Origin of the sequence: Streptomyces sp. NPDC026673 (assembly GCF_040638135.1) — a bacterium.
Taxonomy (GTDB): domain Bacteria; phylum Actinomycetota; class Actinomycetes; order Streptomycetales; family Streptomycetaceae; genus Actinacidiphila.
Window position 1 is genome coordinate 94981 of record NZ_JBEZXR010000018.1, and the last position, 21491, is coordinate 116471.

Here is a 21491-nt window from a genome sequence, read left to right on the forward strand (position 1 = left end):
CACTGGGCTGGAAACGGGTGTGGGATACAACGACATTCCCGCCCTACCGCTTCTTTACCTCTACCCATCTCATGTCCGGAGCTCGCAGGCCAGGGACACGGGCACGACGAAGGGCGCCCGCCCCACGGATGGCGGACGCCCTTCGGCCGAACTGCTACCTGCTCAGGAGGCCTTGGCCTTGGCGGCCTCGGCCTTGACCGCCGCGGCCGGAACCGGCCTGGCGGCCTCGTAGAACTCCTCGCGCGGGTTCTCGATGGCGCCGAGGGAGACGACCTCGCGCTTGAGGAACATCGCGAGCGTCCAGTCGGCGAGGACCCGGATCTTGCGGTTGAAGGTCGGTACCGCCATGCCGTGGTAGCCACGGTGCATGTACCAGGCCAGACGGCCCTTGAACTTCAGCTTCAGCTTGCCGAAGCGGATCAGGGCGACACCCTTGTGCAGACCGAGACCGGCCACCGCGCCCTTGTTCGGGTGGCTGTACTCCTTCTGCGGGAAGCCGCGCATGCCGGACACCACGTTGTCGCCGAGCACCTTGGCCTGGCGCAGCGCGTGCTGGGCGTTCGGCGGGCACCAGGCGCCGGGACCGGAGGCCAGGTCCGGGACCTGGGCGTTGTCACCGGCGGACCAGATGTAGTCGGTGCCCTGGACCTGCAGCGTCGGGGCGGTGTCCACGTGGCCGCGCGGGCCCAGCGGCAGGCCGTACTTGGCGAGCGCCGGGTTGGGCTTGACGCCCGCGGTCCACACGATGGTGGAGGCGTCGACCTCCAGGCCGTTGGCGAGCACCACGTGCTTGTCGACGCAGGAGGTCATGGAGGTGCTGAGGTAGACCTCGATGCCGCGCTCGCGCAGGTGCTCCAGGCCCCAGGTGCCGAGCTCGGGACCGACCTCGGGGAGGATCTTGTCCGCGGCGTCGACGAGGATGAAGCGCATGTCCTCGCGCTTCACGTTCGTGTAGTACTTGGCCGCGTCGCGGGCCATGTCCTCGACCTCGCCGATGGTCTCGGCCCCGGCGAAGCCACCGCCGACGAAGACGAAGGTGAGCGCCTTGCGGCGGACGTCCTCGTCGGTGGTGGAGTCGGCCTTGTCGAGCTGCTCCAGCACGTGGTTGCGCAGGCCGATGGCCTCCTCGACGCCCTTCATGCCGATGCCGTGCTCGGCGAGGCCGGGGATCGGGAAGGTGCGGGAGACGGCGCCGAGCGCGACCACCAGGTAGTCGAACGGCAGCTCGTAGGACTCGCCCACGAGCGGCTCGACGAGCGCGACCTTGCGGTCCTGGTCGATGGTGGTGACCCGGCCGGTGAGGACCTCCGCCTTGGGGAGCACGCGGCGCAGCGGCACCACGACGTGGCGGGGGGAGATGCTGCCGGCGGCGGCTTCCGGCAGGAAGGGCTGGTACGTCATGTAAGAGCGGGGGTCGACGACGGTGACCGTCGCCTCCGCGTAACGCATCTTCTTGAGGATGCGCCGCGCCGCGTACAGGCCGACGTACCCTCCGCCTACTACGAGGATCCTGGGACGCTCCGTGGTGCTCATGCTTCGAGTATTCACCACGCCCCCGGGGGTACCTCGTGAGCCCCTTCACAAGGTTTCCGGTGCCCTCTGCTACACTGCGCCGCTTCGTGACCAGGGCCACAGCGGTCATGGGGAACCCGGCGCCCCGCACAGGCGTTGAGCGCCCCCTCCGACCAGCGGCGATCGGCATCCGTGGGCACCCCGCAAGCCTCCCGCAACACAGGCGAAACACTTGCGCACAAAGGGTTTTGGGGGCCCCGGGAGCCTCTGGCCTTGGAAAGTTGGGCCGTCCGGCGGGAACTTTCATGTGAAGAAATTCACGAACTTTTCGGGGCGGGCGTGTCACGCCCGCCCCGAAACCCTGCTCAGATGGTAAACGCCCTGCTCAGGCGATACTCCAGGCGATGCCGTCGAGGATGTCGTGCTCGCTCACCACGACCTCCCGCGCGCCCGTCCGTTCCATGATCCGGAGCAGCACCAGGGCACCGGCGCCGATCACGTCGACCCGCCCCGGGTGCATCACCGGGATCGCGGCGCGCTCGGCGTGCGTGGCTGCCAGCAGACGTCCGCTGATCTCCCGTACGGTCCCGACCGGGATGCGGGAGTGGTGGATGGCGGCCCAGTCGTACGCGGGCAGGTCCAGCGCGATCGCGGCCACCGTGGTCACGGAGCCGGCGAGGCCGACCAGGGTGCGGGCCTCGCGCAGCGGGACCGTCCGCTCGGCGAGGTCGAGGGCGGCGTCGATGTCCCGCGTCATGGCGGCGATCTGCTCCGCGGTGGGCGGGTCGGTGACCTGGCCGTCGCGCACCAGGTGACGCTCGGTCATCCGCACGCAGCCGACGTCGACGGACCGGGCGGCGGTGACGTGTTCGTCGCCGACGACGAACTCGGTCGAGCCGCCGCCGATGTCGACGACCAGGAACGGCCGCTGGAGGTCGTCCCGTCCGGTCAGCTCCTTGGTGGCACCGGTGAAGGAGAACTCCGCCTCCTGGTCGCCGGTGATCACCTCGGGCTCGACGCCCAGGATGTCCACGACCCCGCGCACGAAGTCGTCCCGGTTGGAGGCGTCGCGGGACGCGGAGGTGGCCACGAAGCGGACCCTGCTCGCCCCCAGTTCCCCGATGACGGCGGCGTACTCCCGGCACGCCGCGAAGGTCCGCTCCAGGGCCTCGGGGGCGAGCCGGCCGGTGCGGTCCACGTCCTGGCCGAGCCGCACGATGGTCATCCGGCGGTCCAGGTCCTTGATCTCGCCGGTCGCGGGGTCCGCGTCCGCGACGAGCAGGCGGATGGAGTTGGTACCGCAGTCGATGGCGGCGACCCGGGTCACCGGCGGTCCCCCTCCTCCTGCTCGGTGCCGCCGCAGGGGCTCACGCACGGGCCCTTGCGCCACCACTCGGGGAGCATCGCGATCGTCTCGTCGCCCAGCGGGTTGACCCCGGGGCCGGCCGCCAGCGAGTGGCCGACCAGGACGTGCAGGCACTTCACGCGGTCCGGCATGCCGCCGGCGCTGGGGAAGCCCTCCAGCACCTCGATGGCGTCGCGGCGGGCGATGTAGTCCTCGTGCGCGGCGCGGTAGGCGGCGGCGAGCTCCTCGTCCTCGGCGAGGCGGGCCGTCATCTCCTTCATAACGCCCTCGGCCTCGAGGGTGCCGATCGCCGAGGCGGCACGCGGGCAGGTCAGGTAGTACAGGGTCGGGAAGGGCGTCCCGTCCTCCAGGCGCGGGGCCGTCTCCACCACATCCGGGTTGCCGCACGGGCAGCGGTGGGCGATGGCCCGCAGGCCGCGCGGAGGGCGGCCGAGCTGCTCCTTGAACGCGGCGATGTCCGCCTCGGTGGGCGGGGCGTGCTCGGTCTGCGGCGGGGGCTTGTCCATGCCTGGGCGTGTCTCTTTCGGGGGCTTGCGTCAACGGTGTGCTGCGGCGGCGTCCGCGTGGTCGACGCCGTCCCACAGGTTGGCGTACCAGGGGCGGCGGGCCGCGCTGTCGCTGCGGCGGGCGCCGGGGTCCTGGGGGGCCGCGGCCCCGGTGGGCTTGACCACCGTATACGCCGTCTCGCCCGGCAGTACGTAGTGCAGACGGGCCCGGGCCTGCGCCTTGACGTACTCCGGGTCCTGCCAGCGGGCCTTCTCCTCCCGCAGTTCGTCCACCCGCTTGCGGGCCTGCTCCGCCTGGCGTCGCTGGTCGGCGATCTGCGAGCGCTGCGCCACGTACTGACGGGTGGGGTACGCGAGGGCCACGACGAGGGCGCAGACGACCAGCGCCAGCAGCGCGGCCCGGCCCGTCAGGCGGTTGCGGCCGCGGGACAGCGACGGCCTCGGCCGGCCGGCCGCCCGGTACACGCGGGCCTGGGCCTGCGCGCCGAAGGCGCGGATGCGCGTCGCGGTGGAGAAGCGATCCGGCACGTGCACCTCCGGTGGGGGTTCGTCATGGCCGTTCCTACCGCACGGTGCCGCCCGCCGCGGGTGCGGCGGGCGGCACCGGAGGGCGTCAGCCCTTGAAGCGGGGGAACGCGGAGCGGCCGGCGTACACCGCGGCGTCGTCGAGGATCTCCTCGATGCGCAGCAGCTGGTTGTACTTGGCGACGCGCTCGCTGCGGGCCGGGGCGCCGGTCTTGATCTGGCCGCAGTTGGTGGCGACGGCCAGGTCGGCGATGGTGACGTCCTCGGTCTCGCCGGAACGGTGCGACATCATGCACTTGTAGCCGTTGCGCTGGGCCAGCTCGACCGCGTCGAGGGTCTCGGTCAGGGAGCCGATCTGGTTGACCTTGACCAGCAGCGCGTTGGCCGTGCCGCTGTCGATGCCGCGCTGCAGGCGCTCGGGGTTGGTGACGAACAGGTCGTCGCCGACGAGCTGGACCTTGTCACCGAGCTGCTCGGTGATGGTCTTCCAGCCGTCCCAGTCGTCCTCGAACAGCGGGTCCTCGATGGAGACCAGCGGGTAGGCGTCGACCAGCTCGGCGTAGTACGCGGTGAGCTCGGCGGCGGAGAGCGCCTTGCCCTCGAACTGGTAGGCGCCGTCCTTGTAGAACTCGGAGGCGGCGACGTCGAGCGCCAGCGCGATGTCCTGGCCCGGGGTGTAGCCGGCCTTCTTGATCGCCTCGACGATGAGGTCCAGCGCGGCGCGGTTGGAGTCCAGGTTGGGCGCGAAGCCGCCCTCGTCGCCGAGGCCGGTGGACAGGCCGCGCTCCTTCAGGACCGCCTTGAGGGTGTGGTAGACCTCGGCGCCCCAGCGCAGGGCCTCGGAGAAGGACTCCGCGCCGATGGGGGCGATCATGAACTCCTGGATGTCCACGTTGGAGTCGGCGTGCGAGCCGCCGTTCAGGATGTTCATCATCGGGACGGGCAGCACGTGGGCGTTCGGGCCGCCCAGGTAGCGGAAGAGCGGCAGGTCGGAGGCCTCGGAGGCGGCGTGGGCCACGGCCAGCGAGACGCCGAGGATGGCGTTGGCGCCGAGGGAGGACTTGTCCGGGGTGGCGTCCAGGTCGAACATCGCCTGGTCGATCAGGCGCTGCTCGGTCGCGTCGTAGCCGACCAGCTCGGGGCCGATCTGCTCGATGACGGCCAGCACGGCCTTCTCCACGCCCTTGCCCAGGTAACGGCTCTTGTCGCCGTCGCGGAGCTCGAGGGCCTCGAACGCACCGGTGGACGCACCGGAGGGGACGGCTGCACGGCCCGTGCTGCCGTCGTCGAGGCCGACCTCGACCTCGACGGTGGGGTTGCCTCGCGAGTCGAGGATTTCCCGGGCTACGACGACGTCGATGGACGGCACGTGAGTCTCCTTCTGGTGTCTCTTCGTTTCGGCATGAGCCTAACCGACCCGAAAAGCCCCGGCCGGGCACGCTCGGGGGATGGACATGCCCGTGGTGGGAAAGGAGGAGAAAGTTCAGCCCGATGTCAGCCGGCGTCCGCCGGGGCGGGATGGCACCCGGCCCCGGCGGCGCGCGGCCGGCTCAGTGGCCCAGGTTCAGGTACTGCCCGGCGGCGATCGCGTTCGGGTCGTCGCCGATGACGTCGCGGTTCGCGTTGTACAGGCCGCGCCAGCCGCCCGGCACGTGCTGCTCCATCGCGATCTCGCAGAGCGAGTCGCCCTCCTGCACCAGGTAGCGGCCGCCGGTGGTGCTCTTCGCGGTGGCGTCGTTGTCCCGGCTCGTGTCGGCCTTCTTGGCGTCCGTGCGCGTGTCGGCCTTCTTGGCGTCCGTGCGCGTGTCGGCGGCGAACGGGACGACTCCCCAGGCGGCCTCGCCCTCGACGAAGTGGGCCGGCAGGCCCGAGGCGCCGGGCCGGGTGCCCGCGGAGCCCGACGAGCCCGTGGCGGCGTCCTGGGTCGCGGTGCCGCCGGTGATGCCGTCCGGCTTGCGGTGCTTGCCGGCGCCCTTGACCTTGCCCCCGGTGGAAGACGTCGCGGAGGCGTCGGGGCTCTTGTCGGTGTTGTCGTCGTCGTCGGAGGCGGCCGTGTCCTCGTCGCCGGTGGCCGGGGTGGTGGTGCCCGTGGTGCCGTCGCCGGAGCCGGTGTCGTTCGTGCCCTCGTCGCCGGTGCCGGTGCTGCCGCCCGGGTCGGGTGTGGCACCGTCGTCGCCGCCGTGCAGGAGGTCGTTCAGGGCGTCGGTGAGGCCGGCGGTGTCGGCGCAGCCGGACCACGCGTCCGGACCGAGTTCCCCGAGGATCTTCTCCGCCACGGATATCTGCTCGTTGCGGCTGGCGAGGTCGGGACGCTCCGCGTACTGATCGCCGCCGTACTGCTGCCAGGTCTCCTCGGTGATCTGCAGGCCGCCGTAGAAGCCGTTGCCGGTGTTGGCGCTCCACAGGCCGCCGCTCTCGCACACGGCGACCGCGTTCCAGGTGCTGTTGGCGTCGGCGGCGCTGGCGCCGCTCGCTGCGAAGAGGGGGAGCGTGAGGCCCGCCCCGGTCGCCGCGACCGCGACCACCGCGGTCGGGGCCTGACGCGGCTTGCGGTGTCGGCCGTTCCCGGACTTCAGCATGCGCCATCGCCTTTCACTTTCGAATACTGCGATGGCGCCCGACCGTAGTGGTCTTGGCCCATGCATCACAAGTCGATGTCTCACGGATCACGCCGAGATCACGTTCTGACGCGACGTCAGTCACTTTCCGGTGTGAAGGAGACCGGCAGCGTCCGCAGACCGCGCATGATCAGGCCGCCGCGCCATCTCAGGTCGGCCGGATCCGCCGCCAGTCGGAGGTCCGGCAGCCGGGTCAGCAGGGTCGCCAGGGCGGACTGCGCCTCGAGCCGGGCGAGTGGGGCGCCGAGGCAGTAGTGGATGCCGTGACCGTACCCGAGGTGCTGGTTGTCGCGGCGCGACAGGTCCAGGGCGTCCGGGTCGGCGAAGCGGGCCGGATCGCGGTCGGCGGCCGCCAGGACGACGAGCACCGGGTCGCCGGTGGCGACGGACTGACCGCCCACGGTGAGCGGTTCGGTCGCGAAGCGCCAGGTGGCCAGCTCCACCGGGCCGTCGTAGCGCAGCAGTTCCTCGACGGCGGTGCCGAGCGGCTCGCGTTCGCCGCGGGCGAGGGAGTCCTGGAGCAGCCGCCGCTGCTCCGGGTGGCGCAGCAGTGTGTAGGTGCCGTTGCCGATGAGGTTGACGGTGGTCTCGAAGCCCGCGAAGAGCAGGATGAAGGCCATCGCGGCGGCCTCGTTCTCGGTGAGGTGCTCGCCGTGGTCACTGGCGCGGATCAGCCCGGAGATCAGGTCGTCCCCGAGGTCCGAGCGCTTGCGGTGGATCAGTTCCAGCAGGTAGGCGCGCATCTTCTTCACCGAGCGCGCCACTCCCCCGCGCGGCCCGCCGCCGTGCCGGATCATCATGCCCGCCCAGTCGCGGAAGTCGTCCTGGTCCTCGGCGGGGACGCCCAGCAGGTCGCAGATGGCGTAGATCGGCAGCGGGAACGCGAACTCATGGATGAGATCCGCCTCGCCCTTGGCGGCGAAGCCGTCGATCAGCCGGTCGGTGAGCTCCTGCACCCGCGGGGCGAACTCCGCCACCCGGCGCGGGGTGAAGGCCTTGGAGACCAGCCGCCGCAGCCGGGTGTGATCGGGCGGGTCGATGTTGAGCAGGTGCGTCATCAGGTCGGCGCTGCGCTCACCCGGGATGCCCACCTTGCCCTTGGCGTGGGCGCGTTCGGAGTGGTGGACGGGGTTCTTGCTGAGCCGCCCGTCGGCGAGCGCCTGCCTGGCGTCCGCGTACCGGGTCACCAGCCACGCCTCGACCCCGCTGGGCAGGGTCGTACGGTGCACCGGGGAGTGCTCGCGCAGCCAGGCGTACGCGGGGTACGGGTCGGTCGCGAACTGCCAGGTGAAGAGTTCGGGGGCGGCCGGGATGCCCTGGGGGCCGGTCTCGGGGGTCACGCTGTCATGCACCCCATGACGTTAGCCGGTCGCGGCTGAGCCGGTCGGCGAGGCGGGTCGTCTCCGGGAGGCGGTAGGACGGGGCGAGCGCGAGCACATGCCGGCAGGCGGTGTCCAGGTCGATGCCGTGGCCGGTCGAGACGTACACGGGCTTGACCCCGGTCTGCGTCCGCAGGACCCGGCCCACGGTCTCCCCCGCGTCCACCAGCGGCACGGCCGATCCCCGGGTCTCGCCGAGCGCGTCCTGGTCCCAGCCGCCGACGAAGGGCGTCTTCGCCACTCCCGCGGCCGGGAGGCCGGTGAGCACCCCGAGGTGGCAGGCGAGCCCGAAGCGGCGCGGGTGCGCCAGCCCCTGGCCGTCGCAGAGCAGCAGTTCGGGCGTGACGGAGAGCTTCTCCAGCGCGTCGATCAGCACGGGCAGCTCCCGGAAGGCGAAGAGACCGGGGATGTACGGGAAGCCGGCCCGGGCGGTGGCGGTGACCTGCTCGACGGGGGCCAGCGTCGCGGTGTCGAGCACGACGACGGCGGCGGCCACGGTGTCGCCCTCGACGCCGTGGCCGCCGCCGTAGGCGACGTCCAGCCCCGCCACGTACCGGGGGCTTTGGGGTCCGGGCCCGCTGTGGTCGGCCAGCGGGCGGAGCCGGTCCTGCAGCGCCAGCGCCTCCTGCTCGTCGCGCGGCCATGCGTGCGGTACGTCGATGCGCATGGCCGCCACCCTAGGCCGTGCCGTCACAGGAGCTCCCCCGGCTACCGCCGGGAGGTGCCGCCTGGTGCGGGGTATCGCACGTCGGAGAGTCGTCCTCGTAGTGGGCTACTCGGACGATTCGACAACTCCCCCCGGCCGAAGGCTGGAGGGAGTGCCGTGCCTGGGGGCACCTCCCGGCGAAGCTGGGGGAGCGCGTGTGACGACACTGCCCAGAGCGGCCCGCGGCCCGCGGCCCGCAGCTTGGCCCGGTGGCCGCGGCTCAGTGCTCTTCCTTGCCGCTCTCCTCCTGTCCGGGACCGGAACGGGTCGGGGCGCCTCTGGAGACGCCGCCCGGGGCCCCGCCCGCGGCGCCCGCCGGGGTACGGGTGCCGCCCTCGGGGCGTCGGGTGCCCTCGGGGCCGCGGGCGCCCGCCGGACCGGGGGTGCCCTCGGCACTGCGGGTGCCCGCCGGGGTGCGGGTGCCCTCGGGGCTGCTCACGCCGTGGGAGCCCCAGTTCCCGAAGCCCTTCAGCGAGTGCGGCAGCCGCCGGACGCCGTCCTGCGGCCACTCGTCCGGTTCCCGCCACTCGGTGAGGGAGTGCCGCTCGCCTTCCTGGTGCCCGGGCCCGTGATCGGCCGGGGTCTCCCGGCCGTATTCCTGGCGGGTGTGCCATGCCCCGCCGCGGGGCTGCGGTTTCTGCTCGGGGGGCGGTTCCTTGCTGCGGGCCCACATCCCGATCGACACGGCGCCGACAAGGATCCCGACGAGGAAGATGCCCACCACCAGCGGCGCGATGCCGACGATGTAGTCGTGCGGCACGGCCAGCTGGATCTGCTCCAGTGCTCGCATCATATGACCCATTTACCCGATCTGCCCCAACTCACTCGGAACAGCCGGGGACGACCCGTCACAGCAGGTCAGGCCTGCTTCTCGGCCTCCAGGATCGCGTCCCGGTAGCGGCGCGCGGCGGCGCGCAGAGCGGACTCCGGGTCGATGCCGGCCGCCTGGGCGGCGAGCGCGAGCGCCAGCAGGCGGTCACCCGTGTCCGCGGCGTCCCGCTCCGGGACGGGGACGGTCAGGCCCGCCTGGCGGGCCCGGGAGCCGAGTTTGGCGGCGAGCGCGAGCGCGGGCTGGCCGAGGGGGATGCCCTCGGTGACGGAGCCGCGCTCCTTCTCCACCGCCTTGGTGCGCAGCCAGTGCGCCCGGACGTCCTCCGGCGTCTCGGCGACCTCGTCGCCGAAGACGTGCGGATGCCGGTGGATCAGCTTGTCCACGATGGTGGCGGCCACGTCGTCCACGGAGAACGGCTCCTCCGGGTCCTCCTCCGCGATCCGCGCGTGGAACACGACCTGCAGCAGCACGTCGCCGAGCTCCTCGCGCAGCGCGTCGCGATCGCCCTCCTCGGCGGCCTCGGCGAGCTCGTAGATCTCCTCGATGCCGTACTTGACCAGGTCCTGGCTGGTCCGGACGCTGCTCCAGGGGCACTCGCGGCGGATCCGGTCCATCACCTGCACGAGGTCGAGCAGCCGCGCGCCCGGCAGGTCGTACGAGCCGGGCAGCAGCTCCAGGTCGGGCATCCGGACCCGGCCGGAACCGCCGAGCCGGGCCAGTTCGTCGGTGACGGCGCCGTCGCCCTCGCCGCCGGTCAGGTAGACCACGGTGCGCCCGTCCGCGGTGAGGTCGACCAGTTCCCGTCCGGTGGGCGCGGCCGGCTCGACGGCGACCCCGGCCTCGCGCAGGTACGGCAGCTGCGGATTCCCGGGGTCGGGGCAGACGACGAGGTCGGCGGCGCGCAGCAGCTCCCAGGCGGGCCACGAGAGCAGGCCGGGGGCGACCCGGTGGGTGGTGGTCAGCAGTACCAGGCGGCCCGGGCGGGCGGAGTCATCGGAGTGGTCCACCCGTCGAAACTACCTCGCCCCGGGACGGCGCCGGGCCCGGCCCCGTGCGTACCACCGGGCCCGGGCCCCGTGCGTCCTAGGCGCCGGCGGTGCGGCGGCTCACCTCGGTCAGCCACGGGTCCTTGGTGGCGTCCAGGTCGAGCTTGTCGGAGTTCCACTTCCCGTAGCGCGGGTTGACGTCGATGTGGAGCTTCTTCGAGGTGTCGCGCAGCACCTTGATCAGCGCCGCCTGGCCCTCCGGGGTCTGCACGTCGGCGCCGTAGTGGCCGGCGACCTTCTGCATCAGCAGGTCGGTGCGGATGCTCTCGTCGATGTCGGCGGGCACCATCGCGTAGGTCTGCAGCAGCTGGGCCTCCAGCGCCGCCTTGCCGCCCGCCTGCTGCTCGGTCGCCCCGCGGGCCTCCTGGAGTTCGTGCCGGGTGACGGAGACATCCACGTCCTCGGCGGCCCGCTCGATCACCCGGTTCTGCACCAACCGGTGCACGACGTTGCGCTGCAGGTCGCTGCTGCCCTCGATGAGCTGCGCCGCCTGCGGCGACTTCTCCTGCGCGGCGCGCACGGCGGCGACCTTCGCCTGGACCGTCTCCACGGTGATCTGCTTGCCGTCCACGACCGCCGCGGCACCGGCGTGCGGTGTGCCGCAGGAGGTCAGCAGTGGCGCGGCGAGCAGCACGGCTGCGGCGGCGGTGGCGGAGAGCGCAGTCCTGCGGCGGAGCATTTTGCCTCCCGGCAAGGGATCGAGCGACGGTGCACGACCTGGCAGTGATGCTGTGATGCAGTGATCGAGGATATTGAGCGGGGCGCCGGGATATCCAGCACTCTGCACAACACACTGCACAAACGATCCTCGGCAGCTCAGGTGTCGCAGGCGACCCCGTCGCCGTCCCGGTCGAGCGCCCTGGAGTAGCCGGGGTCGCCGCGGCGCAGCGGGGCCGCGCCGGCCTCCCGTACCGCGGCGCAGTTCGCGTACGAGTCACCCGCTGCGGGGGCGGTGCCGTCCTTGCCGTCGCCGGAGTCCTCCCCGCCGCTGCCGCCGTTCCCGCCGTTCCCACCGCCGGACGCCACCGGCCTGCCGGCGTCCGGCAGGGGCTCGTCGGGGCAGGTGTCCAGCACCTTCGTCATGGCGGCCTTCTCGGCCTCGGTGACCCACAGCCCGTACTTCTTCTTCACCGCGACCTGGCGGGCCACATACGGGCAGCGGAAGCCCTTGTCCGGCGGCAGCCAGGTGGCCGCGTCGCCGTCGCCCTTGCCCCGGTTGGTCGGGCCGTCGACGGCGAGGAGGTTCAGCGGGTCGTTGGCGATCTGCGTGCGCTTGTCGCGGGACCAGTACTTCGCGCCCTTCTGCCAGGCGTCGCTGAGCGCCACGACGTGGTCGATGTCGACCGTGCTGCGGCCGCGCGTGAACCCGATCTCCTTGCCGGTGTAGGGGTCGTCGAGGGTGCCCGAGGCGACGACGCAGTCGCCGCCCCGGTCGGCGCGGAAGGAGGTGCCCGTCAGGTCGCGGCGGAGTATGTCGTCGCGGGTTATCTGCAGCTCCTTCATAGATGCGATGCACATGAGGCACGGCCGTAACCCCCTCCTGTCCCTCACTGTTATCGGTCATGCCGTGAGGCACATGAGCGACTTCGGAGACAGGAAGCAGATCCATGACGTTATGCACAGAGAAGGCCGTCTCGCCCACCACCGGCGAGACCACCTGGCTCCTGGTCGACGAAGAGACGTACGCGCCTCACCCCGAAGCCCGTGAGTTCTCCCTGTACCTGCGCGGAGCCGGGCGGTCACCGCAAACACAGCGCGCGTACATCCCCAGAATCGGCCGCTTCCTCAATTGGTGCACAGAGCGGGGCACCGACTGGAGGACCGTCCGGCTCGGGGACATGAGTCTGTTCAAGTTCCACGTCGAGCGGACACCGACCCAGTACGGGCGGCCTCCGTCCGGCAAGACGGTCAACGCCACGCTCACTGCGGTGTGTGAGTTCCTCCGCTTCTGCGCGGTTCAGGGACATGTGCCTCACGAAGTCGCCGAGCGTCTCAGCGAGCCCCGCTTCCTCGCCCACGCCCCGGCCGGGTTCGATCCCGGCGAGGGCGGCCAGCACCTGATGGTCAAAGCCCGCGTCCTGAAGGCGCCGGAGATCGAGTGCGCACCGCAGACTCTCACCGACGTCCAGACGGAGCAGGTCGTCGGCGCCGCCCGCACCGCGCGTGACCGGCTGCTGCTGACGGTCCTGGTGGAAGCAGGCCTCCGCATCGGCGAAGCCCTCGGACTGCGGCGTGAGGACATGCATCTGCTCCCCGATTCCACACACCTGGGCTGCCGAACCGGTGGCGCGCACCTGCACGTCAGGCCCCGTCAGGACAACGTGAACGGGGCGCGGGCCAAGGCCGGGCGCCCTCGCATGGTTCCGCTCACGCCGGAAGCGGTGCACCGATACCGCGATCATCTCGCCGAGCGTGAACAGGTAGTCGGATCCACCGACTGTAACTACGTCTTCCTCAATCTCGTCGGCGTCCACGCGGGGCGCCCGCTCTCCTACTCCAACACCAAGCAGGTGATCGAACGTATCGGGAAACGCTGTGGATTCACCGCCCGGCCGCACATGATGCGGCACACGGCCGCCACCCGCTGGATCCGCAACGGGGTCGCCCCGGACGTCGTCCAGACCCTCCTGGGGCACGCCTCCTCGGCGAGCACGGCTGTCTACCTGCACGCCCAAGACGAGGATCTCCGCGCAGCGGTCGCAGCCGTCGAAAGTCTCGCGCCGGAGCTGCTGCGATGACCATGGCGCTGCTCCACTACCCTGCCGTCCCCGGTGTCCCGGAGTGGCCGTCGTGGCTCGCGGCGCGCCTCCCCTCGGGCTGGCGCGCAGATGAATGGGACCCCGTTCAGAAACTGTTCACTGCCGATCCCCGCAACCCGGCGACCAGCGTGTTCGCCTGCTCCGTGGTCGCCTGTTCCACTCATGTGGCGAGCAACGGATCCCGTTGCGACGCCTGCCGGAAAGCCCGCTACCTCCTGGGGAACCCTGCAGACTTCGACGTCACGCACGCCCCGGATCCGTCTCGCCGTCGGCCCAACACCTCCGCGGACGGGGCGATGCCGGGCATCTCCCAGTTTTCACTCGCGAGTGTGAGCCCTGCGGTCCGCCAGGAGCTCTTGTACGGGCTCCAGCAACGCGACGACGCCGGGATCAGCCTGGTCCCCCAGCGGGTACGCCGCATTGTGGCCGGCCTCCCCGCCGGACTCGGCTCACTCCTCGAACTGGACGCCTCCTTCTCCTCCGGGCTTCCGGCTGCGGCCGCCGGCGTCCTGAACGGAGTGCTCCTGCACGTCCGACGCGCACGCGTCGAGTTCGATGGCACCGACCCGACCTCGAGCAACGTATGGGAGTGTGCTCTCATCGGGCTGACGGCAGGGCGCGGCCGCAAGTACGCCGCTGTCCACGGCGACATCGACTTCCGTCCGGTACGGCAGCGTTGGCTGCGGGAGCTGGTCAAGGAGTACGGCCGCACGGCACGCCCCAACGTCCAGGACCTACGACAGACCGTCTACGCGGCGACCATCGCGTCCTCCGCGCTGGCAGGCCGCCCCCACGGGGATGAGCCGGGGCTCCTCGCCATGGCCGACATGAATGCCGTAGTGGACCTGTTTCGGATCACCAAGCGTCCCGAGGACGGTCACGACTACTCCACCAGCCACCGCAGAGCCCTGCTCCGCCACTGGCGCACATTCCTGGACTACGCCCGTCAGGCCGGGTTGATGGACCACGTGCCCGGCGGGTTCGCGCTCAACCCCCGCTTCCACAGCATCGCCGCCGTGGAAGTGACCGAAGACGATCTCGGCCGTGCGATCCCCGAACACATCATCGCCCAGCTTGACGTGCACCTCGGTCTACTGGGCACCTCGACGGGGTACGCGAGTGGCGGCTGGACGGCCGCCGACTTCGCGCGGATGTACCAGGTGGTCTACGCGGTCCTCCGGGACAGCGGCCGCCGTCCGGGCGAGGTCACCAGCCTGCACCGCGACTGCCTGGAGCGGGTCGACGGCAAACCGACGCTGATCTACGACAACCACAAGCGGCGACGCCACGGCCGTCGGCTGCCCATCTCGGAGAGCACCGCCCAACTGATCGAAACCTGGCAGAAAGAGCTCGATGCGCTACCCGCCGTACCGGGCTGCGCCCAGTGGCTGTTTCCCTCGCCGGGACAGCGCAACCGTCCGCGCCGCGGGCATCTGAACACTTCGCACTTCTGCAACCGGATCTTCCGGAACTGGGTCGACGAACTGATCCCAGACCTTGTGGACGACCAGCTCGACGAGGACGGCGCCCCTCTCGCCTACGACCGCACCCAGGTCGTCCCGTACGGCTTCCGCCACGCTTACGCCCAGCGCCATGCGGACGCGGGCACTCGCCCCGACATCCTGCGGGAACTCATGGACCACCGTTCACTGGACGTGACCATGGGGTATTACAAAGTCTCCCTCAGCCGAAAGCAAGAGGCCGTGCGAACGGTCGCGGCACTCGCCGTCGACCGGCACGGAGCAGCCCGCGGATTCGGCGATCCCCTCGCCTACGAGGTGGACAGCGTCGGGGTTCCCTACGGCGGCTGCACCGAGCCGAGCAACGTCAAGGCCGGCGGCGGGCACTGCCGCATCCGCTTCCAGTGCGCCGGATGCGACTTCTACCGCCCCGACCCCTCCTACCTCCCCGCCCTGGAACAGCAGATCGCGGACCTGCGAGCCGACAAGGAAGCCGCCCTCGCGATGGAGGCCGCCGACTGGGTCGTGCGCAATCTCGATGACCAGATCCGCGCCTACTCGAAGTCGGCCGACGAGATGCGGCGGAAACTTGACGCGCTGCCCGCCGAGGAGCGGGCCGCCGTCGAATCCGCCTCACGCGAGCTGCGCAAGGCACGTTCGGCAGCGGCCTTCATCCCTCTGCAGACGCTGACTACTCGGAGCTCCGAATGAAAATCCCTGCTGCTTCCGGCGGCAACGACCGGAACGCCCGGATCGAGCGGCTGCGCGTCAGCCGCTCCAAGGACAGCGAAGACAAAACGAAGCGCGCGCTCGACGCCGTGGACGCCCTTCTCCGATCGGGCCGACGGATCACCGTCGCTCAAGTAGCCCGGGAAGCCTCGGTATCCACGTGGTTCGTCTACAACCAGCCTCAGGTGCACCAGGCCGTTCAGGACGGCATCACCGCCCAGCGAACGCCGGGTCGCCGGAACGCCCACACCCCGGAGCCGCCTCAGGTGTCCCCGGCCGGGTTGCGGACGGACCTTGCACTGGCCCGCGAAGAGATCAAGGACCTCAAGAAGGAGCGCGATCGGCTCCGTAACCGGGTCAGGCTGTCACTCGGCGCCGAATTGGAGGGCGTGAACCAGCACGAGCTGATCGAGCGGGTACAGCAGATCGAGCAGCGGAATACCGCGCTGCAGCAAGCGTTGTCAGAGGCCAGAGATCAGATCGCCGCCCTGGAGGGCCAACTGCGGGAGACGGAGGACGACCTCACCGCCGCACGAGCCGGCCTCCGCCGTGCCATGCGGGCTGTTCCGTCTCCGTAGCCCTCGCGATAACGCCCACTCGCAGCTGTCCGGCTTTCATACCGTCTTCCGGGCAGCCGCGAGGAAGGTCGGCGAAGTGGTCAGGACTTGACCCCAGGCGCCGGTCAGGCCCGCGCTCAGTCGGTGTCCGTCGCGGCCAGCATCGCCAGCCGTCGGCATTCTGGAGAGACCGCGACTGCCATATCCGTCCGGCGTCAGAGGCGTAGACCCCTGCGAGCGCGATAGCGAGGTCCGCGACGAAAGCAGCGTCTCCCCGCCCGAGACTGCGGTCAGCCATCTTCCACACGTCGGTGACGCTCGTCATGCCGGGCAGCTTCGTCACGATCTTCTGTATGCGGTCAGCCACGCCAATGGCGCCTATGCGTCCCACAGCCCGAAAGCGACGGCATTTCCCCAGTTCACCGCGGTCCTCAGATCCCGCACTGCTTGAGCATCATGCTCTTGTCCGGGGCTGTCACCGGGAGCCCGTACTTTTCCGCGACCTGCGCGAACCGCACCGCGTACGAGCAGCGGATCGCCTTGTTCGGCGGCAGCCAGGACGCCGGGCCCGAGTCCCGCTTGGCGGAGTTCGTGGAGCCCGAGACCGGCAGAAGGTTCAGTACGTCGTTGGCCAACTGCTGTCGCTTCTCCTTGCTCCAGCGGGAAGCACCCATCTGCCAGGCGTACGACAACGGCACCACGTGGTCGATCTGCACCTCGGCCGCCTTCGCCTTCCTCCAGGCGATGTCCTTTCCGGTGTACGGGTCGTACAGGTCCATCGACACCACCACGCAGTCGGAACCCGTACGGAACTGCACGTCCCGTCCATGAAGTTTCAGCAAGTCGTTCCGCGTGTCACAACCGTTCCGCGCCAGCGGTATTCCGTCTGCCGTGTCCATCCACGCATAGCCGAACTTGTCCCGTTCGTAGCCCGTCCTCGGCCCACGCCCCTTGACTGTGAGTTCGTCGACGAGCTTGCGCGCGTTGGCCTTGTCCGCATCCGACGTGAGCGGGCCGAGCCCCGGCTTCGTTCCGTCCGGATTCGTCAGCGGGCTCGCCGCCCGCCCGGCAGTGGCGGCGCCTGGTCCGGACCCCGCAGAGCTGCCGCCCGACTCCAGGTCATCACAGCCCGCGACGAGCGCGGCAGCAACAGCGACCGAAAGGACGGCCCTCTTCCCACGCGTAGACAGCGTCCTGTGCCTCATGTGCCTCTCGCTACGCACAGCCGACCACACCCTGCATACGCTGCAAGAAAATCCCCACCACAGCGCGAAGCATAGAGATAACGCGGGTGTCGCAGCCGTTGTGGTCGGTGTCCACCCAGGCGGCGCCGAACTCGTCGCGCGCGTACCCCGTCTTGGGCGCCCGGCCCTTCACCGCCAGGTCGCCGACCGCCTTGAGCGCGCTGCCCGTCGGGGCCCCGTCGCTCCCGGCACCGCTGCCCGTACCGCCCCCGAGGCCCTCGCCCGTGCAGCCGGCCAGTCCCACGCCGAGCAGCACGACGACGGCCGCCGCTGCCGTTCCCGCCCTGGTTGTACCCACCTCGGCACTCTAGGGGGTGGGGGGCACGGCAGGGCAGGGGGCGTGCGGCGGCCGAACGGTCAGCGTGCGGCGGCGGATCGGCGCAGTTCGTCCACAAGTGCCAGGAAGAGGATGAAATTCGGGATGTCCTTGACCTTCCTGGACGACCAGGACAGCGACTTGCCGGCCTTCTTCAGCACGAGCACGCCGTCGGACACCCGGACGCTCTCGATCTCCGGCCAGGTGACGGCCCCGCGCCTGGGCGTCGCGACGCCGGTGCGGTTGACCGAGATGTCCGCGAAGGTCACCGTCCGCCCCTCGTCCAGCATCCGCAGCATCCCCGGCAACTGGAACCCGGTGACCTCCTGCTGGATGAACGGCCCCCACCGCTCGGGTTCCGCGTAGAAGTTGAGGATCTTCCGGACCGTGCCGTCCCCCTTGTGCAGCGTGTAGCGGTAACCGGTCGCGATGTGGACGCCGTTGACATAGGAGTCGGTGATCTCCTGCAGGACCGTCATCGAGTCCCAGCGGAAGGCGGCGGGGACGCCGCCGTGATCGGTCTCGACCATTCCGAACTCGAAGAAGTGCAGCCGCCGGGCCGCGGCCTTGCGGGAGAAGTTGGGTGTCCGCAGCGCGTGGTGGAGGAACCAGAGGCCGGGCAGGAGGAAGCAGGCCAGACCGACGAGGATCATGAACACGAAGTTGCACGTCATCAGGGGTCCGTGCCGCTTCGGCATGATCGTGAGCCGGTGCCGCCCGAGGCCCTCGGCCGCCGCGAGGGACGCGATGCCGTCGGGTATCCGGTCTTCCATGGTGCGTTCGCCGTTCTCGATGACCCGGTCATCGGTGCTCGGTAAGGGGACGGCCCTGGCGCGACACGCGCCAGGGCCCGGGGATCGCGACCGCGGCCGTGGCCTCAGCCGCCGAGCTTGTCGATGTCGACGGAGTCCTTGGCGGCCGGGGCGGTGATCTTCACCGGCTTGTCGAAGTCCGTGAACAGCACGGTTCCGGGCTCCTTGCCGCCCTTGACGACCACCTTGAGGATGTAGGGCTCGCCCTTGGTGGCGACATAGGCGGTGACGGTCTCGGCGCCGTCCTTGCCGGTGATCGGGAGCGCGGGCGTGCCCGCGACCGTGGCGGACTCGCCCTTCTTCCCGCCGAGTCCGTCGCCCGTCTCCTTCTCCATCTCGGAGAGGAACTGCTTCAGGTCGCAGGCCTGGAGGAAGTCCTTGCTGTCCGGCCCGTCGGCCTTGGTCTTCATCCAGCGGTCGCCGATGAGCTTCTGCGCGGCGGCGCCGTCCGAGCCCTGGGACTTCCAGAAGGCGTCGTCGCCCTTCATGTACAGCGAGGGGCCCACCTTGATCAGCCGGACGGTGCCGCCCTCGACCGTGACCTCTCCCTGGCAGTCGCCGCCCTTGCCCATGGTCATGTGGTACTTCATCGGCTCGCCGTCGGAGACGCCGTCGAGGTCGACGGTCATCGCCGAGGCGGACGTCATGGCGGCCATGGCCTTCTTCTGGATCGTGCCGGCCGACTGGTCGGCGAGGGCCGTGGAGGCCGGTTCCGCCGTGCCGTCGAGCGGACCGCAGGCGGTCGCGGCGAGGGCGGCCGCGACGCAGCCGAGCGTCGCGAGGGCTCCGCGAGTGGTGGTCATGAGGATCGTCCCCCTTGGTGGGCAGCGTGTGGATGACGGTTGCGGGCCGGCGGAACACCCCGGGGACTCCGTGAACCGATGAGTCAATGAGAGCATGAGCTGTGAACCGAGTCAACATGGAATCTTGGTTCACACCCATTCACGCCGTGAAGGTCCGGATCTTGCGTTCATGGGTATGCTCATGGTCACAACCGCACTCCCGTGTACGGGAAGGGAGCCAGCCAGGTGCCGGACAACGCAGCAGAGGTGACCGCCGCGGGGATCGCGCGGCTGGCCGGGGTGGGACGGGCGGCCGTCAGCAACTGGCGCCGCAGGCACGCCGACTTCCCCAAACCGGTGGGCGGCACCGACACCAGCCCGACCTTCGCCCTGGCCGAGGTCGAGAGCTGGCTGCGCGGCCAGGGCAAGCTCGCGGAGGTCCCGCTGCGCGAACGGGTCTGGCAGCGGGCCGAGTCCCACCCCGCGGGAACCGCGACCGCGCTCCGCCAGGCCGGCGCCGTGTGCCTGCTGGTCCGTGAAGGCCCCGCCGACGCACCCCGGCCGGAGCCCGCGGAGGCCGCCGGCGCCGTCGGGGAGCTCTTCGAACGGCGCTTCGGGGGGCGGTTCTCGCCCGGCACGCCGGTGGACGCCGAACTGCTGCGCGGCGCCGCCGGTCTCGCCGCGGAACTGGGCCCGCGCCAGGCCTACGAGTTCCTGCTCGGCCGCTATCTGGACGCCAACCCCCGGCAGTACACGCTGACCCCGCCCGCGCCCGCCGAGCTGATGGCCGCGCTGGCCGGCCCCGCCCGTACCGTGCTGGACCCCGCCTGCGGCACCGGCACCCTGCTGCGGGCCGTCGAGGCCCCGCACGACGTGTACGGCCAGGAGGCCGACCCGGACCTGGCCGCGCTGGCGGCGCTGCGGCTGGCGCTGCACGCCGACCCCGCCGCCGAGGTGCGGGTGGCCGCGGGCGACAGCCTGCGCGCCGACGCCTTCCCCGGGCTCGCAGCCGACGCCGTGCTGTGCCATCCGCCGTTCAACGAGCGCAACTGGGGCCACGAGGAGCTCGCGTACGACCCCCGCTGGGAGTACGGCTTCCCGGCCCGCACCGAGTCCGAACTCGCCTGGGTGCAACACTGCCTGGCCCGGGTCCGGGAGGGCGGGACCGTCGTCCTGCTGATGCCGCCCGCCGCCGCCTCCCGCCGCTCGGGCCGCCGCATCCGGGCCGACCTGCTGCGGCGCGGCGCCCTGCGCGCGGTGGTCGCGCTCCCGGCCGGCGCGGCACCCCCGTACGGCATCCCGCTCCACCTGTGGGTGCTGCGCAGGCCGGGCGCCGGCACCACGGCCTCCCCGCACCTGCTGCTGGTCGACACCGCGGGCGGCCAGGACGCCGTCGGCGGCGAGAAGACGCCCTGGCAGACGGTGCGCGGCACCGTGCTGGACGCCTGGCACTCCTTCGACCGGCACGGCACCACGGAGGAGAGGCCCGGCGTGAGCCGCGCCCTGAAGGTCATCGACCTGCTCGACGACGACGTGGACCTGGCCCCCGCCCGGCATCTGCCGCCGCCCGCCGCGGGCGGTGGGACGGCCGAACTCTCCGGCGTGCGCGACCGGCTGGCCGACACCCTGCTCCGTACCGCCGAACTCACCCCGGCCCCCCCGGGCGCGGCCGAGCCCGCCCGCTGGCCGCTCACCACGGTCGGTGAACTGGCCCGTGCCGGAGCCCTCGTGCTGCGCGCGGGCGGCGCCGGGAGCGCCGCCCCCGGCGGCGGCCCGGCCGTGCTCACCGAGCACGACGTCCTCGGCGGCGGCGCGCCGAGCGGCAGCCTGCCCGAGGGGCCACCCGAGGAGGAACCGGTCCTGACGCGGGAGGGCGACGTGGTCGTCCCGGTCCTCGGCCGAGGTGCGGCCGCCCGGGTCGTCGACGCCGCCACCGCCGGGGCGGCCCTCGGCCGCAACCTCCACCTGCTGCGCCCCGATCCGGCCGCCCTCGACTCCTGGTTCCTCGCCGGCTTCCTGCGCGGCACCGCCAACAACCGCCAGGCCAGCAGCTACGCCTCCACCGCGACCCGGCTCGACGTGCGCCGGCTCCAGGTGCCGCGGCTGCCGCTCACCGACCAACGGCGGTACGGCGAACGCTTCCGCACCCTGGCCGCCTTCGAGGAGGTCCTGCGGCTGGCGGGGCAGCTGGGCGAGCAGTTGGTGCAGGGGCTCTACGACGGGCTGACGGACGGCACGGTGCGTCCCGAATAGTTACGGGATCGGGTGACAGCCTGTCGGCGTCGGCGGATACTCTCCCGATACCACCCGCAGCTGTCCCCGCACTGATGTCCAGGGAGTCC

At 71.2% G+C, this 21491-nt stretch carries 19 protein-coding genes and 2 pseudogenes; 4 read left to right on the forward strand and 17 right to left on the reverse strand.

Going from position 1 to position 21491, the window contains the following annotated elements:
* Nucleotides 1-162 precede the first annotated feature (162 nt).
* The 12 genes and pseudogenes from AB0F62_RS15595 to AB0F62_RS15650 form a co-directional block, all read right to left on the reverse strand.
* A complete protein-coding gene (locus AB0F62_RS15595) occupies nt 163-1533 on the reverse strand; it encodes an NAD(P)/FAD-dependent oxidoreductase (protein ID WP_361797865.1) in 1371 nt (456 codons plus the stop codon).
* A 364-nt stretch (nt 1534-1897) separates the two neighbouring features.
* A complete protein-coding gene (locus AB0F62_RS15600; protein WP_361797868.1) occupies nt 1898-2839 on the reverse strand; it encodes a Ppx/GppA phosphatase family protein in 942 nt (313 codons plus the stop codon).
* Nucleotides 2836-3384, reverse strand: a complete 549-nt coding sequence (locus AB0F62_RS15605) for a DUF501 domain-containing protein (RefSeq protein WP_361797871.1) — start codon at nt 3382-3384, stop codon at nt 2836-2838. Before AB0F62_RS15605 ends, AB0F62_RS15600 begins: the two co-directional genes overlap by 4 nt.
* 30 nt (nt 3385-3414) lie before the next feature.
* Complete coding sequence (locus AB0F62_RS15610) at nt 3415-3912, reverse strand: septum formation initiator family protein (protein WP_361797874.1); 498 nt, start codon at nt 3910-3912, stop codon at nt 3415-3417.
* An 85-nt stretch (nt 3913-3997) separates the two neighbouring features.
* Nucleotides 3998-5278, reverse strand: a complete 1281-nt coding sequence (gene eno, locus AB0F62_RS15615; RefSeq protein WP_361797877.1) for a phosphopyruvate hydratase — start codon at nt 5276-5278, stop codon at nt 3998-4000.
* A gap of 181 nt (nt 5279-5459) precedes the next feature.
* Nucleotides 5460-6488 carry a transglycosylase family protein gene (locus AB0F62_RS15620; protein ID WP_361797880.1) on the reverse strand — a complete coding sequence of 343 codons (1029 nt, stop codon included), beginning with the start codon at nt 6486-6488 and terminating at the stop codon, nt 5460-5462.
* Between the two features lie 116 nt (nt 6489-6604).
* Nucleotides 6605-7879, reverse strand: a complete 1275-nt coding sequence (locus AB0F62_RS15625) for a cytochrome P450 (protein ID WP_361797883.1) — start codon at nt 7877-7879, stop codon at nt 6605-6607.
* Nucleotides 7872-8573 carry an endonuclease V gene (locus AB0F62_RS15630; protein ID WP_361797886.1) on the reverse strand — a complete coding sequence of 234 codons (702 nt, stop codon included), beginning with the start codon at nt 8571-8573 and terminating at the stop codon, nt 7872-7874. Before AB0F62_RS15630 ends, AB0F62_RS15625 begins: the two co-directional genes overlap by 8 nt.
* Nucleotides 8574-8832: 259 nt before the next feature.
* Nucleotides 8833-9405: a DUF6479 family protein gene (locus AB0F62_RS15635; RefSeq protein ID WP_361797889.1), complete on the reverse strand. Its 573-nt coding sequence runs from the start codon at nt 9403-9405 to the stop codon at nt 8833-8835.
* 65 nt (nt 9406-9470) lie between these two features.
* Complete coding sequence (locus AB0F62_RS15640) at nt 9471-10451, reverse strand: nucleoside triphosphate pyrophosphohydrolase (RefSeq protein WP_361797892.1); 981 nt, start codon at nt 10449-10451, stop codon at nt 9471-9473.
* Nucleotides 10452-10527: 76 nt separating this feature from the next.
* Entirely contained in the window at nt 10528-11169 is a 642-nt protein-coding gene (locus AB0F62_RS15645; RefSeq protein ID WP_361797895.1) for a SurA N-terminal domain-containing protein, read from the reverse strand.
* Between the two features lie 137 nt (nt 11170-11306).
* Nucleotides 11307-11975: pseudogene (locus AB0F62_RS15650) on the reverse strand (DUF1524 domain-containing protein); the annotation flags it as partial.
* A gap of 122 nt (nt 11976-12097) precedes the next feature.
* Here AB0F62_RS15650 and AB0F62_RS15655 point away from each other — a divergent pair.
* From AB0F62_RS15655 to AB0F62_RS15665, 3 genes are all read left to right on the forward strand, one after another.
* Nucleotides 12098-13228, forward strand: coding sequence for a tyrosine-type recombinase/integrase (locus AB0F62_RS15655; protein ID WP_361797898.1), 1131 nt, complete (start codon nt 12098-12100; stop codon nt 13226-13228).
* Between the two features lie 350 nt (nt 13229-13578).
* On the forward strand, nt 13579-15420 hold the full coding sequence (locus tag AB0F62_RS15660; protein WP_361797901.1) for a site-specific integrase: 1842 nt from the start codon (nt 13579-13581) through the stop codon (nt 15418-15420).
* The gene (locus AB0F62_RS15665; protein ID WP_361797904.1) at nt 15417-16016 is read left to right on the forward strand and encodes a DUF6262 family protein; all 600 of its coding nucleotides are present in this window, start codon (nt 15417-15419) and stop codon (nt 16014-16016) included. Before AB0F62_RS15660 ends, AB0F62_RS15665 begins: the two co-directional genes overlap by 4 nt.
* Here the strand turns inward: AB0F62_RS15665 and AB0F62_RS15670 are convergent.
* From AB0F62_RS15670 to AB0F62_RS15690, 5 genes and pseudogenes are all read right to left on the reverse strand, one after another.
* Complete coding sequence (locus AB0F62_RS15670) at nt 15961-16320, reverse strand: DUF6183 family protein (protein WP_361797955.1); 360 nt, start codon at nt 16318-16320, stop codon at nt 15961-15963. The two genes, AB0F62_RS15665 and AB0F62_RS15670, sit on opposite strands and share 56 nt — an antisense overlap.
* 106 nt (nt 16321-16426) lie before the next feature.
* A complete protein-coding gene (locus tag AB0F62_RS15675) occupies nt 16427-17200 on the reverse strand; it encodes an HNH endonuclease family protein (protein ID WP_361797907.1) in 774 nt (257 codons plus the stop codon).
* Nucleotides 17201-17282: 82 nt separating this feature from the next.
* Nucleotides 17283-17495 (reverse strand): annotated as a pseudogene (locus AB0F62_RS15680) (calcium-binding protein); the annotation flags it as partial.
* A gap of 101 nt (nt 17496-17596) precedes the next feature.
* Nucleotides 17597-18328, reverse strand: a complete 732-nt coding sequence (locus tag AB0F62_RS15685) for a DUF6585 family protein (protein ID WP_361797910.1) — start codon at nt 18326-18328, stop codon at nt 17597-17599.
* A 104-nt stretch (nt 18329-18432) separates the two neighbouring features.
* Nucleotides 18433-19170, reverse strand: a complete 738-nt coding sequence (locus AB0F62_RS15690; protein WP_361797913.1) for a hypothetical protein — start codon at nt 19168-19170, stop codon at nt 18433-18435.
* A 225-nt stretch (nt 19171-19395) separates the two neighbouring features.
* Between AB0F62_RS15690 and AB0F62_RS15695 the strand changes: the two genes are divergently transcribed.
* Nucleotides 19396-21402: an N-6 DNA methylase gene (locus tag AB0F62_RS15695; RefSeq protein WP_361797916.1), complete on the forward strand. Its 2007-nt coding sequence runs from the start codon at nt 19396-19398 to the stop codon at nt 21400-21402.
* Nucleotides 21403-21491: the final 89 nt, after the last annotated feature.

Bases quoted from the DNA above. Each gene is read 5' to 3' on its own strand.
- AB0F62_RS15630 (WP_361797886.1), bottom strand. From the start codon at position 8,573: ATGCGCATCGACGTACCGCACGCATGGCCGCGCGACGAGCAGGAGGCG.
- AB0F62_RS15620 (WP_361797880.1), bottom strand. From the start codon at position 6,488: ATGCTGAAGTCCGGGAACGGCCGACACCGCAAGCCGCGTCAGGCCCCG.
- AB0F62_RS15670 (WP_361797955.1), bottom strand. From the start codon at position 16,320: ATGACGAGCGTCACCGACGTGTGGAAGATGGCTGACCGCAGTCTCGGG.
- AB0F62_RS15690 (WP_361797913.1), bottom strand. From the start codon at position 19,170: ATGACCACCACTCGCGGAGCCCTCGCGACGCTCGGCTGCGTCGCGGCC.
- AB0F62_RS15645 (WP_361797895.1), bottom strand. From the start codon at position 11,169: ATGCTCCGCCGCAGGACTGCGCTCTCCGCCACCGCCGCCGCAGCCGTG.
- AB0F62_RS15685 (WP_361797910.1), bottom strand. From the start codon at position 18,328: ATGGAAGACCGGATACCCGACGGCATCGCGTCCCTCGCGGCGGCCGAG.
- AB0F62_RS15595 (WP_361797865.1), bottom strand. From the start codon at position 1,533: ATGAGCACCACGGAGCGTCCCAGGATCCTCGTAGTAGGCGGAGGGTAC.
- AB0F62_RS15675 (WP_361797907.1), bottom strand. From the start codon at position 17,200: ATGAGGCACAGGACGCTGTCTACGCGTGGGAAGAGGGCCGTCCTTTCG.
- AB0F62_RS15635 (WP_361797889.1), bottom strand. From the start codon at position 9,405: ATGATGCGAGCACTGGAGCAGATCCAGCTGGCCGTGCCGCACGACTAC.
- AB0F62_RS15655 (WP_361797898.1), top strand. From the start codon at position 12,098: ATGACGTTATGCACAGAGAAGGCCGTCTCGCCCACCACCGGCGAGACC.
- AB0F62_RS15665 (WP_361797904.1), top strand. From the start codon at position 15,417: ATGAAAATCCCTGCTGCTTCCGGCGGCAACGACCGGAACGCCCGGATC.
- AB0F62_RS15605 (WP_361797871.1), bottom strand. From the start codon at position 3,384: ATGGACAAGCCCCCGCCGCAGACCGAGCACGCCCCGCCCACCGAGGCG.